Origin of the sequence: Nostoc sp. KVJ20 (genome assembly GCF_001712795.1) — a bacterium.
GTDB lineage: Bacteria > Cyanobacteriota > Cyanobacteriia > Cyanobacteriales > Nostocaceae > Nostoc.
On record NZ_KV757784.1, the window covers coordinates 15,701 to 32,681 of the forward strand.

General features: G+C 40.9%; 16 protein-coding genes. 13 read left to right on the plus strand and 3 right to left on the minus strand.

Features of this window, described 5'->3' with window-relative positions; genetic code table 11:
* Positions 1-10 precede the first annotated feature (10 nt).
* From A4S05_RS36745 to A4S05_RS36780, 8 genes are all read left to right on the plus strand, one after another.
* Positions 11-244, plus strand: a complete 234-nt coding sequence (locus A4S05_RS36745) for a hypothetical protein (RefSeq protein ID WP_069074679.1) — start codon at positions 11-13, stop codon at positions 242-244.
* A gap of 6 nt (positions 245-250) precedes the next feature.
* Positions 251-649, plus strand: a complete 399-nt coding sequence (locus A4S05_RS36750) for a type II toxin-antitoxin system VapC family toxin (RefSeq protein WP_069074680.1) — start codon at positions 251-253, stop codon at positions 647-649.
* 222 nt (positions 650-871) lie between these two features.
* Entirely contained in the window at positions 872-1,699 is an 828-nt protein-coding gene (locus tag A4S05_RS36755; RefSeq protein WP_069074681.1) for a PspA/IM30 family protein, read from the plus strand.
* Positions 1,683-2,813: a DnaJ domain-containing protein gene (locus tag A4S05_RS36760; protein WP_069074682.1), complete on the plus strand. Its 1,131-nt coding sequence runs from the start codon at positions 1,683-1,685 to the stop codon at positions 2,811-2,813. The genes A4S05_RS36755 and A4S05_RS36760 overlap by 17 nt, the downstream gene beginning before the upstream one ends.
* A 272-nt stretch (positions 2,814-3,085) precedes the next feature.
* A complete protein-coding gene (locus A4S05_RS36765; protein WP_069074683.1) occupies positions 3,086-4,249 on the plus strand; it encodes an NADH:flavin oxidoreductase/NADH oxidase family protein in 1,164 nt (387 codons plus the stop codon).
* Positions 4,250-5,231: 982 nt separating this feature from the next.
* A complete protein-coding gene (locus tag A4S05_RS36770) occupies positions 5,232-6,683 on the plus strand; it encodes a glycoside hydrolase 100 family protein (RefSeq protein ID WP_069074695.1) in 1,452 nt (483 codons plus the stop codon).
* A gap of 92 nt (positions 6,684-6,775) precedes the next feature.
* Entirely contained in the window at positions 6,776-8,209 is a 1,434-nt protein-coding gene (locus A4S05_RS36775) for a 16S rRNA (cytosine(967)-C(5))-methyltransferase (RefSeq protein ID WP_069074684.1), read from the plus strand.
* A 57-nt stretch (positions 8,210-8,266) separates the two neighbouring features.
* Positions 8,267-8,689: a tellurite resistance TerB family protein gene (locus A4S05_RS36780; RefSeq protein WP_069074685.1), complete on the plus strand. Its 423-nt coding sequence runs from the start codon at positions 8,267-8,269 to the stop codon at positions 8,687-8,689.
* Between the two features lie 63 nt (positions 8,690-8,752).
* Here A4S05_RS36780 and psb35 read toward each other — a convergent pair whose 3' ends face one another.
* Both psb35 and A4S05_RS36790 read right to left on the minus strand, forming a co-directional pair.
* Positions 8,753-8,980, minus strand: coding sequence for a photosystem II assembly protein Psb35 (psb35, locus tag A4S05_RS36785; RefSeq protein ID WP_069074686.1), 228 nt, complete (start codon positions 8,978-8,980; stop codon positions 8,753-8,755).
* Positions 8,981-9,221: 241 nt separating this feature from the next.
* Complete coding sequence (locus tag A4S05_RS36790; protein ID WP_084227400.1) at positions 9,222-11,609, minus strand: transglycosylase domain-containing protein; 2,388 nt, start codon at positions 11,607-11,609, stop codon at positions 9,222-9,224.
* 270 nt (positions 11,610-11,879) lie between these two features.
* Between A4S05_RS36790 and folK the strand changes: the two genes are divergently transcribed.
* The 4 genes from folK to A4S05_RS36810 all read left to right on the plus strand — a co-directional run bounded on the left by folK (position 11,880) and on the right by A4S05_RS36810 (position 15,147).
* A complete protein-coding gene (folK, locus tag A4S05_RS36795) occupies positions 11,880-12,395 on the plus strand; it encodes a 2-amino-4-hydroxy-6-hydroxymethyldihydropteridine diphosphokinase (protein ID WP_069074688.1) in 516 nt (171 codons plus the stop codon).
* A gap of 68 nt (positions 12,396-12,463) precedes the next feature.
* A complete protein-coding gene (locus A4S05_RS36800; protein WP_069074689.1) occupies positions 12,464-13,012 on the plus strand; it encodes an NUDIX hydrolase in 549 nt (182 codons plus the stop codon).
* 7 nt (positions 13,013-13,019) lie between these two features.
* The gene (locus tag A4S05_RS36805) at positions 13,020-13,865 is read left to right on the plus strand and encodes an ADP-ribosylglycohydrolase family protein (protein ID WP_069074690.1); all 846 of its coding nucleotides are present in this window, start codon (positions 13,020-13,022) and stop codon (positions 13,863-13,865) included.
* Between the two features lie 478 nt (positions 13,866-14,343).
* Positions 14,344-15,147 (plus strand): prohibitin family protein, encoded by an 804-nt coding sequence (locus tag A4S05_RS36810; RefSeq protein ID WP_069074691.1) that lies wholly within the window; start codon positions 14,344-14,346, stop codon positions 15,145-15,147.
* A gap of 105 nt (positions 15,148-15,252) precedes the next feature.
* Here the strand turns inward: A4S05_RS36810 and A4S05_RS36815 are convergent, their stop codons facing one another.
* Complete coding sequence (locus A4S05_RS36815) at positions 15,253-15,714, minus strand: DUF7980 family protein (protein WP_069074692.1); 462 nt, start codon at positions 15,712-15,714, stop codon at positions 15,253-15,255.
* A gap of 494 nt (positions 15,715-16,208) precedes the next feature.
* On the opposite strand from A4S05_RS36815, the gene A4S05_RS36820 reads away from it, so the two are divergent.
* Positions 16,209-16,481 (plus strand): hypothetical protein, encoded by a 273-nt coding sequence (locus A4S05_RS36820; protein ID WP_069074693.1) that lies wholly within the window; start codon positions 16,209-16,211, stop codon positions 16,479-16,481.
* Positions 16,482-16,981: the final 500 nt, after the last annotated feature.

Here is a 16,981-nt window from a genome sequence, read left to right on the forward strand (position 1 = left end):
GGAAATACTAATGTTGCAATCGATTGAAGGAGTGTACAAGAACGGTAATATACAACTTTCAGAATTACCATCTGATGTATCAGAAAGCCGTGTTATTGTAACTTTTTTAGAACCTGAGAAATCTCAAATCCAAAAGCAGATAATGCGGTTTGGTATGTTTTTTGGGCATGAACAATCAACAGAAAAAGATTTTCAAATTACTGAATTTCATGGAGATACTGAAGACGGCTTAAACTGGTCATAGGTAATTATGAAGTATGTGATTGATACTCATGCTCTCATTTGGTTTCTCGAAGGAAATTCGCGATTAGGTGCAAATGCCAATGCTATTCTTTCTAACCCTGATTCCCAGCTAGTTATACCAGCTACAACATTAGCCGAAGCTGTTTGGATTGTTGAGAGAGGAAAAACATCTATTCCTTCTGCCAAGAATTTACTTTCAGCAGTTGAAGCTGATCCGCGTGTGGTAATTTATCCACTTGACAAAGATGTAATTGAAATAACCATAAGCTTATCTGCTATTAATGAAATGCACGATAGACAAATTGCTGCAACTGCGCTAGTTTTAGTAGCAAAAGGTGATGAAGTGCAATTATTAACTTGTGATTCCAATATAACTGCATCAGGATTAGTTGCGATTATTTGGTAGTGCGTAAAATAGAAATGTTTTTAAATGCTCCAGGTAGTAAAGTAAACGCGGAGTAAGGCAGAGTTTTGCCTAATTTATTTTGCCAGGAATTAATGAAATAGTATACTGAAACTTCTCTAAGATAGCATTAAAAGCAAAAGTCAAGGCTTAAGTAATTTTTACGAAGACGTAAAAGTATTAATTAGTCTATGCTCTGGGTAATAAGGCTACTCAGATAAATTTATGGGACTTTACGACCAAGATCAATTATCACAGGATGCACTACGGAAGTTACGCGAAGGAGCAAGCCAATCCAGAGTAGCCCAAGAAATTGCTCAACGAGACTATGCGAAAGCTCAAGCCGAAGCTGATAAATGGGAACAAGAATATCAACTTGCTTTGAAAGGAAGTAATCAGGATTTAATTCGTCAAGCAAAATTCCAAAAGGAACGATACCAAGCTATTGCTAGTAGACTCAAAACCCTGGTAGAAGAGCAAAAACCACAAGTAGACGCAATTAAAAGTAGTTTGAAATCTTGGGAGAAAAAGGTTTCAGAAGCACAGAATGAAGTATTACGCAGTAAGCCTAACACCAGTGAGATTTTACCGACATTCATCAAGTTTGAACATGAAGATGTTGATTTATGGGCTGATGTTGATTTATCCGTTGATGATGAATTACAGGCACTTAAAGAAGCATTAATTCTACCACCTAACCCCCAAGAGCAAACTAAAGCTAAAAAAGATAGCAAAGTGCTTTTAGCAGAGGCTATCCATGAGACAAAAAAAACTGTCAACAGCGCTGTTGCTAATCAAGAAACTATTCAGAAAGATTTTGAACACGCGCAGAAAGAAGCTAAATACTGGAACGAAAAAGCTGAGACAGCTTTGAGAAACAATGATGATGATTTAACCCTTCAAGCTGTAGTGAATAAAAAAATACAAAATAAAATTGTACTTATTCTTCAAACTCAGCTTCAACAGCAGGAAGCAATAGTAGCTGTACTCAAACAAAATCTGATAACTCTAGAAAATTTCAAGAAAACATTAGGCAGTGACACAAAACTCTAAAACAGGCGCAGCATTCATTGCAGGTGGAACCATAACAGGTGTTGGTGTTTCCGCAACGGTAGGCGGGATGGGACTAGCAGGCGGATTTGGCGCAGTCGGCATTGGTGCAACTCCTGTAGTCGGTGCTGGCGCTGTGGCTGGTGCAGCTGCTTATGGCGCTTTTAAAGCCGTAGCAGAAGGAGATGCTGCTGCGATCGCTACAATGGGAATTGGTGCAGTTGGCGGTGCTGGTGTTTATAGCGTCGTCGGTGGTATGGGTTTAGTCGCACCTAAAGTAGGGCTGGCATTTGGGATTGGTGCAGTACCGATGGCAGGAATTGGTGCAGTAGTCGGACTCGCCGCCTATGGTATTGCCAAACTGTTAGACGAATCGGGAATTAGCGAAACTCCAGCACAGCTTTTTGAGCGGATGGAAGAGAAAGTTTTGCAGATGGGCTACTATTCCGAAGCAGTGATGGAATTAGAAGCATTTTTATCTGGTGAGGATCTCAACCAAAAATTTGCTGGTTTGGAAGTCGAGAATGAGTTACAAGCGCTTAAGGCTAAATTCAAGAAAAAATCAGAATTTGCTACACCTAAACCTTCTACTCCCAATATTGAACCGGAAAAAATATCTCCGACAACCCAGCTACCTGAAACTTGGAGATGTATACGCACACTCAAGGGACACTTAGCGGCAGTGAATGCGATCGCAATCAGTCCTGATGGTAATACTTTAATCAGTGGCAGTGATGACAGACAAGTTAATTTGTGGAACTTGAAAACCAGAAAATGGCTTTACACCTTCTCTGGACAAGCAGAAGCAGTTTTATCTGTTGCTTTCAGTCCTGATGGGAAAACGCTGGTAAGTGGCGGTAATAGTGGAAGCATCAAGATTTGGAATGAATTTACTCTTGACTCTGGATTATTTGGGGAATGGTGGGAAATCTTGGGCGTAAATCAGAGCGATCGCCTCAATGTTGTTAAACTTGCATACCGCCGATTAGCAAGATTGTATCATCCTGATCTTAATAGTTCTGCGCTCGCAAAAACTTCGATGCAAGCAATTAATCGAGCTTATAAAGAATTCCAGGAGCATTTAAATGCTCACAAATATATTAATTTTGATAAATAAGTTGCCTTACATCCTTCGTTACGACTAGCCGATATAGTGGTGGGTGGTGCGAGAATTGCGATCGCACGCGATTAAACAAGCGCCCTCAATTGCAGTCGTTTATGTTAACAGTTTATTGATATAGGACTCATATTTGATTTTTGAAAAAACTCAGTACAACTAAAAAGCCTTCTTGCCTATTGCCTATTGCCTATTGCCTATTGCCTATTCCCTATTGCCTGCCTACGCAAATTAGTTCAGAAATCAAAGTGGATTCCTATACTAGTCAAAATATGAATAACAATATTACCATCCTTAACCGACCTTTAAAACTAGCCTGTGGAGCAGAATTGCCAAATCGGATAGCTAAAGCTGCCATGAACGAACAGTTAGCTGACGATCAAAACAGCCCCACAAAAGAAATTATCCGCTTGTATAAGCGATGGGCATTAGGAGGAGCCGGTTTGATGATTACCGGTAATGTGATGATTGCTCGGACAGCTTTGGTTTTACCACGCGATGTTGTAATTGAAGATGAACGGGATCTGCCACTTCTCCAAGAATGGGCAGTTGCAAGCATTGCACAAGGTGGTCATATATGGATGCAGATTAATCATCCAGGACGGCAATCACCAATTTATTTATCACCACAGCCTGTAGCACCATCATCAATTCCACTACAACTTTCTGAAAAAGAATTCGCTCAACCCAGAGCATTAACTGAAGCGGAAATTAAACATCTAATTGAACGTCACATTTATACAGCAAAAATTGCAAAAAAAGCTGGTTTTACTGGTGTACAAATCCATGCTGCTCATGGATATCTAATTAACCAATTTTTATCGCCGCTTTCTAATCAACGTAATGATGACTGGGGAGGAACACCTGAAAAGCGAATGCGTTTCCTTTTAGAAGTATATCAAGGAATACGTAATTCTCTTGGTCAAGATTTTCCGATTAGTGTCAAACTCAACTCCGCTGATTTTCAACGAGGTGGTTTTACTGAAGAAGAATCTATTAATGTTGTCCAAGTTTTAGAACAAGTTGGTGTTGACTTGATAGAAATCTCCGGTGGAACTTATGAAAAGCTGGCGATGATGGGACAGACAGATATTGCTCAAAAAGAAAGTACACGCCAACGCGAAGCTTATTTTTTAGAATATGTCCGGAAAGTTCGCTCCTCAATTTCTCTACCAATTATGTTAACTGGTGGTTTTCGTTCAGCCGATGCTATGACTCAAGCAATTGAAGAAGGAAGCGTAGATGTTATCGGTTTAGCACGACCGCTTGCAATTGCACCAAACTTGCCGATTGAACTTCTGACAAATCGAACTAGCGGTATTACGCTACAACCCCAAATAGCACAGACTAATGATCTAGATCAACAAGGAATGCTTGAGATTATTTGGTATACACAACAAATTCATCAATTGGCAGCAGAAGACAAGTCAGCATAAAAATATATACAGTCAAATAAACAACCAACAATATCAGTTTATAGATCAATACAGTTCAGATAAGACCAAAACACTTGTAGAGACGGCGATTTATCGCGTCTCGAAAACTCAGTTTCGTGGTAATGACCAAATTCAATAGCCAAATTTCAGAGAGCTAAATCTGACTGCTGAACAGGTTTTCAAGGCTGCTTTGGGAGAACAGTAATGAGCATCGCTTCTCTGTTAACTTAATTATCAATGCAATTCAATACACACCACAAACAGGAAAGGTGACTGATTGCTTAGACCGTAGTGACCATTATGCTGTGATTTAGATTCAAAATACTGGTACTGGTATTCCGCAACAGAATCTAACTCGGATTATCGATCGCTTTCTTAGCATTGGCGATCGCTCTGTTGGCTGGATTTTTTTGAGTCTACTCCCATAAATACCCCATGTCATCTATCAGTAGGGTAATATATTTAACTCTTGAGAAGTATTGACATATTAAATTTTTTGAGCATTCATATTGCATATTTTGACAAAACGTTATAGATTATTAGGTTATAGGGGAATAATCTGACCTCTTCGTGTCAAAAACTAATCTTGCTCAGGTAAATATACTGCAACCAGTTTTAACTTCACACAAACCCTAAACAGCACTAAAGATATGTTTTTGTTTGGTAAAGCAAAGATTTCGGGCAGATAACGGAACAATAGATAATCTAAAAATATATCTTGTGTGACTGTTGTTAGGAATCATGTTACTACTTGAGGTGGAGAGCAACAACTATAATTCACCAAAACAGTAATAAATTACAGGCAATTAACTAACAATAAAATTGCAAAAATTTCAGCAAGTTTATTCATTGTTAGTTGATTATTTTTTGCCAAATTATATTTGCTATTCAAAGAATCGTTTTTGTTATGCTGAGAATAGCAAAATAATAAATGAAGACGCATCTACCACAAATTCACAATCCCAATGGAGTTATTCTGGCGATGCACCTAAACGAATTGGAAACTACTGAAAATTTCAAAGAAGTCGAAGAAGCTTGGCTAACACTAGAAAAATCAATTCTCTACTATCAGGGACGCCCCGTTGGGACAGTAGCCGCTTACGATGCCTCTGTAGAGGCGCTCAATTACGATCAGTGCTTCATCCGGGATTTTGTTTCTTCAGCTTTAATTTTTCTGATCAAAGGTAGAACAGATATTGTTCGTAACTTCTTAGAAGAAACCTTAAAGTTACAGCCTAAAGAAAAGGCATTAGATGCCTATAAGCCAGGACGAGGATTAATCCCAGCTAGCTTTAAAGTTGTATCAGAAAATGGACAAGAATATTTAGAAGCAGACTTTGGTGAACATGCGATCGCTAGAGTTACTCCCGTAGATTCTTGCCTATGGTGGATTATTTTATTGCGTGCTTACGTAGTCGCCACAGATGACTTTTCTCTAGCCGATCAACCTGAATTCCAAAATGGTATCAGGTTAATCATGGAAATCTGCTTGGCGAATCGTTTTGATATGTACCCAACGCTGTTGGTTCCAGATGGTGCTTGTATGATTGACCGTCGTATGGGCATTTATGGTCATCCTTTAGAACTACAAGTTCTTTTTTACACGGCATTGCGTGCATCTCGTGAACTGCTAATTTGTAAAGGTAATTCTGATATTGTTGAAGCCATTGATAACCGGTTACCTCTTTTATGCGCTCATATCCGCCAGCATTATTGGATAGATATTAATCGCCTGAATGCAATTTATCGCTTCAAAAGTGAAGAATATGGTAAGGCTGCTGTTAATCTGTTCAATATATATGTAGATTCTGTTCCCTATTATGAATTAGATAAATGGCTGCCGAAAAAAGGTGGTTATCTAGCAGGTAATGTTGGCCCGTCGCAGCTAGATACTCGCTTCTTTTCACTCGGAAACTTAATGGCAATTATTTCCGACTTAGCCACCGAAGAACAGTCACAAGCGATTATGACTCTCATTGAGGAACGATGGGATGATTTGGTGGGAGATATGCCAATGAAAATCTGTTTCCCAGCTTTGGAACATGAAGAATACAGAATTGTAACTGGATGTGACCCCAAAAATATCCCCTGGTCGTATCATAATGCTGGTAGTTGGCCAGTTTTAATGTGGATGTTGGCAGCGGCGGCTGTGAAAACTAATAGAACAAGTCTTGCACAAAAGGCGATTGAAATTGCCCAAGGACGCCTCAGTACAGATGAATGGCCAGAATATTACGATGGGAAGAAAGGGCGACTGATTGGCAAACAAGCTCGGAAATATCAAACTTGGACAATTACTGGGTTCTTATTAGCAAAAGAACTGATGGCAAACCCTACTTATTTACCATTAATCAGCTTTGGGAAATTACCAGCAGAACAGGTTTCTAGAGCGTGTGAGTTTGAAATTGCTAGTGTAGACCCATATATGTCTTGATAGGTGAAGTTAGGAGAGACGCGATTAATCGCGTCTGTACAAGAGTTAGGAGTTAGAATACAAAAGCCTTCTGACTCCTGAATCATATTTCCATGACAAACCCCCGTCAACTAGCTTTTATCGCTCTGCGAGATGTTCACAAGGGGGCTTATACTGATGTTGCCCTAGATAGAGTGCTGCAAAAAGTTAATTTGCCTGATAATGATCGCCGCTTATTGACAGAATTGGTCTATGGGAGTGTCAGAAGGCAGCGCACTCTTGATACTCTCATTGATCAACTCGCCACAAAGAAATCTCATCAACAACCGCCAGACCTCCGCACCATCTTACATCTGGGTTTTTACCAGCTGCGCTATCAACAGCGTATTCCCGCCTCGGCTGCTGTTAATACTACCGTCCAACTCGCTAAAGAAAACGGTTTTTCTGGACTAACTGGTTTTGTTAACGGTCTATTACGCCAGTATTTGAGAAAAGCAGGGGTGCAAGAGAGCAGAGGGGCAGAGGAGAAAAACTCATTGTTACTCGCCCACTCCCCACTCCCCACTCCCCAATCCCCAATCCCCAATTTTGATCCGTTACAACTTCCAGAAAACCCAGTGGAACGCTTGGGTATTTTACACAGCTTTCCTGACTGGATGATTCAAGTTTGGTTAGAACAATTGGATTTTTCCCAGACAGAACAACTGTGTGAATGGATGAATCAATCACCAACAATAGATTTGCGTATCAACCCGCTTTGTACTTCCATTGAGGAAGTGGAGGCGGCTTTGCAATCTGCTGGTGTTTTGGTGAGACGGATTCCTCATTTACCCCAAGCTTTACGATTGATTGGTAGTGCAGGGTCAATTCAAAAACTACCTGGTTTTAGAGAAGGTTGGTGGACTGTACAAGATAGTAGTGCCCAATTGGTAAGTCATTTACTCGACCCGCAACCAGGTGAGGTGGTAATTGATGTTTGTGCCGCACCAGGCGGTAAAACAACCCATATTGCGGAATTAATGGCAGATAAGGGAAAAATTTGGGCTTGCGATCGCACTTCTTCTCGTCTTCGCAAACTCCAAGAAAATTCTCAACGCCTGAATTTACAATCTATTCAAATTTACACTGGCGACAGTCGCCACTTCAAGCAATTTCAAAACACCGCAGACCGCGTATTACTGGATGCCCCATGTTCTGGTTTGGGAACTATGCACCGTCATGCTGATGCGCGTTGGCGACAGACACCAGAATCAGTCCGAGAACTTTCGGTGCTGCAAAAAGAATTGCTAACACATACATCTACTTTTGTCAAACCCGGTGGTGTACTAGTTTATGCCACCTGTACATTGCATCCAGCAGAAAATGAAGAAGTAATTTCCACATTTTTAGCTGAGTCACCTGATTGGCAAATTGAGTCTGCAAAAGGCGTTGAGTTACCTGATTCTGCCCATAGCACGCCTCAAGGTTGGTTTAAAGTCTGGCCCCATCGCCAGGACATGGATGGCTTTTTTATGGTGCGCTTAAGAAAAACCAATAATTCCGAGTGAATACTGTTTGGGATTGTACTATTTGGTGGAGGCCTGAATCTACCAGAGGAGGCAGCAATGGTTTCCCCTTCCAATGTAAAAAACTTAGTTAAAATCCTGATTGGAGCAGCCTGGATTGATGGCAGAATCCAGCCAGAAGAACGGCAATATCTCCGCGAAATAGCTCAAGCAAAAGGTTTGGCTAACGACCCAGAAATTAAGCCTTGGCTGTACGAATTAGTTCCTGTACAGCCAAAAGAGTGCTATGAATGGGTGCGAGAGTATTTAGGCGATCGCCCCAGCCTGGAAGATTGCGAAGACCTGATTGAAGCTATCAGTGGCTTAATTTATAGCGATGGTGAAGTCGCCGTAGAAGAAGCCAGACTCCTAACGGAACTGCAAGATATAGCGAAGCCGAATGAGTCAACTCAACCGGCTCACACTCTGCTTCTTAAACAAATTCAAAAGCTTTACCGTCGTTGGGTTGAAGTGCAAAACTAAATATATAGTCAAAAGTCCATAGTCTAATAATTAATGACTAATGACTAATGACTAATGACTAAATTATGACTTCGGTTTACCCACACCCGGAGTTTCTTCTTTATCAATTTTAGGCACAAAATCAGGACGCTCTTTGCTTTCCCAACCTGCGGGGCGCTTTGAGTTGTACCAAGCTATTGAACCAATGGTTACAGCGGCAATAAAACCAACAACATACACCAAGGTAAAAGCCAAGGGAAAGTGAGGGGCAGCATCTATGGCTGGTGCTGCCGTTTGCATAAATACATGCATGAGTATATTCTCCAAGGTTAGGTAACAGTACTTAACACACTATAAAATGAGCGTATCACCTAACATCCCCCTGTAGTTTAGTTTGAGCAACTTCATATTGCAGAGAAAAGGGATGAGGGAGAGAGAGTGGGGAGCAGAGGAGCAGGGGAGCAGGGGGGAAGAATAAAAATTATCTCTTTCTCCTCTGCTCCAAGTTTTGTACCCCATTCCCCATTCACCATTCCCCATTCCCCATTCCCCATCATTCATTAGAAGGTCTGAGTCTATCCCGCCAGGATGGCTGTGATGATGAAGAACCTGAAGAACCAGAACTATTTGCGGGAGAAGGAGATCGCCGAGTTCTTCTAGGCGGGGGAGAATCAGATTCTACTCTTCTAGAGCGCCGCCGTGGAGTGGATGATTCTGAGGAAGAGTTATTAGAACTTGATTCTTGGCTGCGTAGGCGTAGCCCGCCGTAGGCATCGCGCCTTCTCCGTCTTGGGGTATAGTTACTTGTTTGCTGATCTTCTTGAGAATAGCTCCTCCTGCTTCTACGTCTCCTAGATGATCTGCTGCTGTCTGCACTTTCTCCCGAATCATCATTAGAGGAGATAGAACGATTTAGGATTTGTTTGGGCTTAATAGACTGGGCTTTGATAGTACCTTTGCGACCATCTAACTTGGGTCGTTTGGGAAACTTTTCTACTGGCATCTCCTCTACCGCTTGTTTCATAAATTCGCGCCAGGTGTAAGCGGCACTACCACTACTGCCATAAGTGGGGCGGTTGTCATCGTTACCTAGCCAAACCCCTGTCACCATCTGGGGAATGTAGCCAATGAACCATAAATCGCGGGCTTCGTCGGAGGTGCCGGTTTTGCCAGCAACCTGTCTATTACCTAATTGAGCAGCAGCACCAGTTCCCGCTTCTACGACGTTGCGTAGCATCCAAGTCATGATGGCAGCACTGTCAGCATCAATGGCCCGTTTAGGCTTGAAATTAGCTGACCAAATCACCTTACCTTGGCGGTTGAGGATGCGGGTAATGCCATGAGGTTCTGTATGCAAGCCAAGAGTAGCAAAACTGCCATAAGCACTGGTCAACTCTAGCAAATTGACTTCATTTGAGCCAAGAGCTAAGGAGTAGGTGGGCTTAAGTTCAGATTTTATCCCCATATCATGGGCAAGTTTAATCGTTGGCGTAAATCCCATATCAATCAACACTTTCACCGCAATCACATTAATAGAACTGGTGAGAGCGTCTCGGATATTCATGGAACCTCGAAACCTTTCGCTATAGTTTTTTGGTTCATAACCATCTACGACAAAGGGTGCATCCTGGTAGGCATCGTAGGGGCTTTTACCGCTAGCGATCGCAGTGGCATAGACAAACCCTTTAAATGTCGATCCTGGCTGCCGTTGCGCCTGAGTAACCCGATTAAACTGGTTTTTGCCAAAGTCTTTTCCCCCAACCATTGCCTTAATTTCACCGTTACGGGGGTCAATGGCCACCATTGCTGCTTGCTTAAAGTTCTCCCAGCGTCCTTGATTTCGTAGCGTTTTGGCAACCGCCTCTTCTGCCACTTTTTGCCAAGTCGGGTTCAGGGTAGTTTCTACTACTAGACCCCCACTTGTTAGCACATCAGAAGAAACATACTTCGGCAATTCTTTTTGGATGTAGCTGGTAAAGTAGGGTGATTCTACTTGCACTCGCTTCGGTAAACTGCTTTTGAGGGTTAATGACTCCTGAACAGCTGCTTGCCTTTGTTCTGGTGTAATAACTCCATCTTCTTGCATCCGTAACAATACCAAGTCGCGTCGCCGTTTTGCCGCTTCTGGATTTTTATCTGGTGCGTATAAGCTAGGAGCAGGAGCTAATCCAGCAATCGTTGCCATTTCCGCTAAAGAAAGCTGGTCTGGCGACTTACTAAAGTATACCCAAGATGCATCTGCCACACCGTAAGCTCCAGCCCCCAAATAAACCAGATTCAGGTAACGCTCTAGAATCTGATCTTTGGTTAACTCTTGCTCCATTTTTTGGGCAAGGCGGACTTCTTTGAGTTTGCGCCAGATTGTCTGCTCTTGTTTCAAAAAGAGAATCCGCGTTAGCTGTTGGGTGATGGTGCTACCACCTTCAACCACACCTTGCGATCGCAAATTATTCAAACCTGCTCTGACAATCCCTTGCAGATCAACTCCGTTATGTTCTCTAAATCTTTTATCTTCTGAGGCGATGAAAGCTTTTTTTAAATTATCTGGTATTTGTTCTAGCTTTAGTTGTTCTCTGGTCGCTTCACCTTGTTGTTGTAATATGGTGCCATCGGCAGCTTTGATAGTGAGTGTTTGCTCTCTAAGTACAGCATTCAACTCGGCCTGATTTGGCAAAGTCTGGTCTATTGAATTAATGCCGTAGATCAAGGCAAATATCCCACCACCTATACCCAAGCCTGCCCAAAACCATAAGCGACGATAGAGTGGTTTCCCGCCAGTTGCCTGATTGGCCTTCATCCTAGATGGTAAAATTTTCATTTTGCTCAGTAACTGCCTCGTCTGCGCCAGATGTGCTGGTGGTAAGCTCTCATTTGTTCCTCCTTGTCCAGAGTCACTCAAATTTTTTGGTCTTCGCTTGAACCAGGAGGTAAGCTTCCCCACGTCAGTTCCTCGCTCAAAGTAGTAACTATATAACCACCATCAATCAACTTTGGGGTTAGCGCACCACCATTGTGTTAGTATAATATCCTATAAATAATTAACTAAATTCACCATAAAATAATGTTTTTTAGATTTGGTTAGTTTAGTTTTGTAAAAATGCTGCAATTTTGATAACTATTCTGAATACAAAAGCTATTGGTATTTTCTGGAACAAGCGCAGCAAAGTATCCGCAAAAACAGCCAGAAAACGGCTCAATTAAGGAGAGTAGGATGCCAACGGTGAGCAACGCCTACACCAAACCCAGACGAAGCGCTCTTGCCCTTGGTAGTAATATCGGCGATTCGCAGACGATTTTAGAAGCAGCTATAGAGATTTTAGCCCAAACCCCAGGTATTCTCTTAGAAGCCAAATCCAATTGGTATCAAACTAAAGCTATCGGGCCACCACAGCCAGATTACCTAAATGGCTGCGTCACATTGCAGGTAGAAATGCTACCTCAGCAGTTATTAGAAATTTTGTTAGGAATTGAACAACAATTTGGGCGGGTGCGACAGGAACGCTGGGGGCCAAGAACCCTGGATTTAGATTTGTTATTATTTGATGACTTTATTGTAGATACACCAAATCTCCAGATTCCCCATCCCCGAATGCGGGATCGGGCCTTTGTGTTAGTACCACTGGCAGAAATTGCCCCAGATTGGGTAGAACCAGTTTCTAGGTGTGTTATTAAAGAACTGCTGAAAGAGGTAGACTGTTCAGATGTACATTTATGGATGGGCAATTAAAATCACCATCCTTAAACGCAGAAGAACGCTGATTTCGCCTCTGTATTCACAGATAATCAGATTTTATTATGCCATTAGGTAGAGAATTACCACAACTACTAAAACAACGCCTGTTTTATAAAGGACGCAAGTTTGATTTTGAAGTTAATCGCTTGCGTTTACCTAATAAATCGGAAGGAGAATGGGAATGTATTCGTCACCCTGGTGGTGCTTTAGCTGTACCGGTGACACCAGAGGGTAAACTTGTGCTGGTGCGCCAGTATCGTTTTGCAATTCAGGGACGAATATTAGAATTTCCGGCGGGAACTGTGGAAGCAAATGAAGAACCTTTAGAGACAATACAGCGTGAAATTGAAGAAGAAACTGGTTATAGTGCCAAAAAATGGGATAAACTAGGCGAATTTTTCTTAGCTCCCGGCTATTCTGATGAAATTATCTATGCTTTTCTGGCGCGAGATTTGGAAAAGCTGGAGACACCACCACCACAAGATGGAGACGAGGATATCGAAACTGTATTTTTGACTCCCGAAGAATTGGAGAAAGCGATTCTGGAGGGAGAACCGGTAGATGCTAAATCAGTTTCTAGCTTTTTTCTGGCGCGTCCGTTTTTAATTTAATACCCTTATGCTGCTAGAGTTAGCGATCGCAGATGCCTACGGTGCAGGCTTTGAATATGCTGATGAGATGATCGTTAACAACGATTTGAGTCGATACGTCGAGCATCCGCGTTTTCGACTCATTCCTGGCAGCTATACTGACGATACTCAGATGAGCATTGCCATTGCCGAAGTAATTGTTGCTCAAGCACCGTGGACGCCAGAAGTTTTAGCCGATAGTTTTGTTAGAGCCTTCAAGCGCGATGAGAGGGAAGGTTATTCTCGAAGCTTCTACCATTTTCTGGGAGAAATTCAAGATGGGGAAGAGTTTTTAAGCAAAATTAACCCTGATAGTGACAAAAGCGGAGGGGCAATGCGTGCAGCACCCATTGGCATCTATCCCACACCAGAAAAAGTCATTGAAGCGGCAACAATTCAAGCAGCAATTACCCATAATACACCTGATGGAATCAATGCTGCCGTTGCGGCTGCCCTAATGTCACATTATTTTATCTATCGACTGGGAGCAAAACGCAAATTAGGACTATTTCTCAAAGGTTATGTATCTGGAGAGTGGTCTAAACCTTGGGAAGGTAAGGTAAAGTCCAAAGGCTGGATTAGTGTCAGGGCTGCGATTACTGCGGTGATGCGAAATGACAGCATGAGCGAACTTTTACAAGATTGTATCGCTTTTACCGGGGATGTAGATACAGTAGCGGCGATCGCCCTAGCTGCTGGTTCTTGTAGCGAAGAAATTATACAAGACATTCCCCATAATCTTGTCACAGGCTTAGAGAATGGAGCTTATGGTAGAGATTACCTCATTGGGTTGGATAAACAGCTAATGAGTTTGGTAAACAAAAAGACGAGCTAAATGTAATACATGGGTTAAAGGCAAACTTGCCTTTTCAATACTACGATTTTTCGATATTATTACAGTAATTTAGGTAAATATAAAGCTAGCCTAATCTTCATTAGCTCCAAGTTGGAGTAGTAAAGTACACATTGGAGGCTTAACTATATACCTGTATATTCAATACATTAACTGCTCAGTCAGGGACTTACTTATTAGTAATATAGGACTCATATTTGATTTCTGAAAAAACTCAGTACAACTAAGAAGCCTTCTTGACTGTTGCCTGTTGCCTATTGCCTATTGCCTATTGCCTATTGCCTATTGCCTGCCTACGCAAATGAGTTCAGAAATCAAAGCGGATTCCTATAATGTTTTGTTACTTAGCTAGAGTGATATGAAAATTGACTTCGAGCCAAAGTTATAAGAGCATGACAGGAAGAAGCTTACAACTCCTAAATATGTGTCTCAAGACAAGACGCATACATGTTTCACACAGATGAAAAAAAATACAACTTTTAATAGTGCTGGCAAACTGACTGCTCTTTTGTTCCTGATAACTCTTTTCCTCACGCCTTGTGTGATTGTAAATGCAGGTGAACGTGGTGTATTGATGAAATTTGGCGAAGTCCAAAACCAGATATTAGGAGAAGGACTTCACTTGATTATTCCTGTAGTCAATACTGTAAAAAAGTTGAGTATTCGAGTCCAAAAACAGGAAATTTCGACTGAAGCTTCTTCCAAAGACTTACAAAATGTTTTCACCGATGTAGCTCTCAATTGGCATATTATTCCCCAAGAAATAAATGCCATTTTTCAAGAAATAGGAGATGAACAAGATGTAGTTATTCGGATTATTAACCCAGCAGTTGAAGAAGTTATAAAAGCAGTCATGGCAAAGTATACTGCTGAAGAAATTATTACTAAACGAGGAGAAGTCAAAAGTGGAGTAGATGATGCATTGTCTACACGACTAGGTAGCTATCACGTTGCAGTCGATGATATTTCTCTAGTTCATGTCCATTTTTCAGAACAATTTGGTGAGGCGGTAGAGGCGAAGCAGATTGCTGAACAAGAAGCAAAACAAGCAGAGTTTATCGCCCTGAAAGCAACAAAAGAGGCTGAAGCAAAAGTTAATTTAGCCAAAGGAGAAGCTGAAACCCACAGATTATTACGTGATGGTTTAACTCCAGAAATATTACAAAGGCAAGCAATACAAAAATGGAATGGTAAGTTGCCATTAATTGTAAGCAAGGAGGCTCCCAAGTTGTTGAATTTAAGTGAATTTTTAAAATTTGATTAAAGTTGATATTGCTTTTTACGAAATATCTACTAGATATACATAGTAGGGGTTTACAGATGTGTACACCCCATAATCGATTCCTTTACAAAAAGGTGATCAACTAAATCAACTGTTAGAGAATAAAATGGGAAAATCGAGAATCTTCAACTGGATTAAGAGCATAATCAACAGGGTATAAACTGTTGAGGAAATTAGACCAGTGAATAATTCTTTTTTGAGATTATGCTCTTGAGGTTCCTTTTGAAAAATGTCCTTAGAACCGAATTGCATCAAGAGAATTCCCACAATATTAGAGAGCCAGTACCCTATAATTGAACAAGGTAGAAGTAATTTTGGGGAAAGTAAACTACATGCATACCCAAAACCATAAGCTATTGGCAGATTAAATAGTAAGTCATTCCACCAACATAGTGGTGACAACAAATATCCCAGTACCAGAAAAAATCCACCTCTGAGTTTTCTGAAAATGTCTTTTTTGAACTCTTTTGGAGTAGATTGTTGTAATTGCTCTGGCGCTGTGTCTCCTGTTACATTCAACTCTTGACTAACGTTTTGGACGCTTTCCATAAAAACCCACTATTCCTATCGTCTTAGTGTAGTTTAGTATATAAACTAAATCAAAGTCTAGTACAAGAGTGATAACATTTTGGCTTTTTGATGCTGAAAGTTTTACCAATGAATAGTTTCAGCAAAATAGTAAAAAGCAAACGAGAGGTTTAAATCAGTTGCAACTTAACAATATCTGATTTCTACCAGAGGTACATAAGTAAGTTCCCTTCTTGCCTAATCTGGGTTAGTCCTTCGGTACTTGAGCAAAATAAAAGTATTTATACACCATTGAGACAATCAACACTATTTTTCGCTCAATAGAATTTGAAAATAAAAGTATATTTTTATAAATTATAGCACACGATGAGATCCAATACTGATATTAGAATGCCCAGAGCATCCTTATGCATGGTTATTGAGGAGTAAAAATTTTATGTTTTTTCATATAGTCAGGGCAGAAATTTGAACTAATAATAGCTACAATAAAAATACTGATTCATATTAATAGGAACATGACAGATTTAACTCCAAATAGCACATTTTTAATAACAGGAATTATTTTTATAACGATTGCTGTAATCGGGCAATCTAAATTAGGGTTTATTGAAATTAATCCTGGTTGTTTTGGTAGATTATTGGCTCTATTGATTGGGACTTCGAGCCTATTATATGCTTTAGGATTACTCAATTTTTCAGCCGGAAGCCTTGACTTCTTAAGAACTTCTCTGACAGAACAAATTAAACAGAGTATAAGTTCAATAAATGATCTTTTACAAGGATCTTAATAAGGTTAAAAATTTTATTTCTAGGTGAATTTCAATAACTGTTTTATCAAAAAAAGGAAAAGGTAAAAACCTTGCCCGCAAGTGGCGCGAAATAATCCTTGTATCGCAAGGTAGGTCGAAACCCATTGGTGTCAACTTAAGAGGTTGTTTGAAAAGTGTTTCGCTGTGACTTTAGGCACTTTTAGATCCCCCTAAATCCCCCTTAAAAAGGGGGACTTTGATTCTGGTTCCTCCCCTTTTTTAAGGGGGGTTAGGGGGGATCTAAAACTATTTAATACCGACAAAAGGACTTTTCAAACATCCTCTAAGCTAGAAATAGCTTTGCTGCGGGCTTCATAACCCGCCAGAGAATGAATTCTCTGGCTCATAGCTAAAGTCTACTGAAGTAGACTGAATATTTTTGGGGATATCTAGTCATCTGAAGATGACTTTCGCTATGATTCTTGGAACTTCAGTTCCTTGCGGGACATAGTTTTTGCGTTAAGTTGACACCAATGGTC

What these genes read in the sequence shown, in the direction of transcription:
- psb35 (WP_069074686.1), bottom strand. Translation starts at nt 8,980, where the DNA reads ATGCATGTATTTATGCAAACGGCAGCACCAGCCATAGATGCTGCCCCT.
- A4S05_RS36765 (WP_069074683.1), top strand. Translation starts at nt 3,086, where the DNA reads ATGAATAACAATATTACCATCCTTAACCGACCTTTAAAACTAGCCTGT.
- A4S05_RS36810 (WP_069074691.1), top strand. Translation starts at nt 14,344, where the DNA reads ATGAAAAAAAATACAACTTTTAATAGTGCTGGCAAACTGACTGCTCTT.
- A4S05_RS36780 (WP_069074685.1), top strand. Translation starts at nt 8,267, where the DNA reads ATGGTTTCCCCTTCCAATGTAAAAAACTTAGTTAAAATCCTGATTGGA.
- folK (WP_069074688.1), top strand. Translation starts at nt 11,880, where the DNA reads ATGCCAACGGTGAGCAACGCCTACACCAAACCCAGACGAAGCGCTCTT.
- A4S05_RS36755 (WP_069074681.1), top strand. Translation starts at nt 872, where the DNA reads ATGGGACTTTACGACCAAGATCAATTATCACAGGATGCACTACGGAAG.
- A4S05_RS36815 (WP_069074692.1), bottom strand. Translation starts at nt 15,714, where the DNA reads ATGGAAAGCGTCCAAAACGTTAGTCAAGAGTTGAATGTAACAGGAGAC.
- A4S05_RS36805 (WP_069074690.1), top strand. Translation starts at nt 13,020, where the DNA reads ATGCTGCTAGAGTTAGCGATCGCAGATGCCTACGGTGCAGGCTTTGAA.
- A4S05_RS36775 (WP_069074684.1), top strand. Translation starts at nt 6,776, where the DNA reads ATGACAAACCCCCGTCAACTAGCTTTTATCGCTCTGCGAGATGTTCAC.
- A4S05_RS36745 (WP_069074679.1), top strand. Translation starts at nt 11, where the DNA reads ATGTTGCAATCGATTGAAGGAGTGTACAAGAACGGTAATATACAACTT.
- A4S05_RS36750 (WP_069074680.1), top strand. Translation starts at nt 251, where the DNA reads ATGAAGTATGTGATTGATACTCATGCTCTCATTTGGTTTCTCGAAGGA.
- A4S05_RS36820 (WP_069074693.1), top strand. Translation starts at nt 16,209, where the DNA reads ATGACAGATTTAACTCCAAATAGCACATTTTTAATAACAGGAATTATT.
- A4S05_RS36800 (WP_069074689.1), top strand. Translation starts at nt 12,464, where the DNA reads ATGCCATTAGGTAGAGAATTACCACAACTACTAAAACAACGCCTGTTT.
- A4S05_RS36770 (WP_069074695.1), top strand. Translation starts at nt 5,232, where the DNA reads ATGCACCTAAACGAATTGGAAACTACTGAAAATTTCAAAGAAGTCGAA.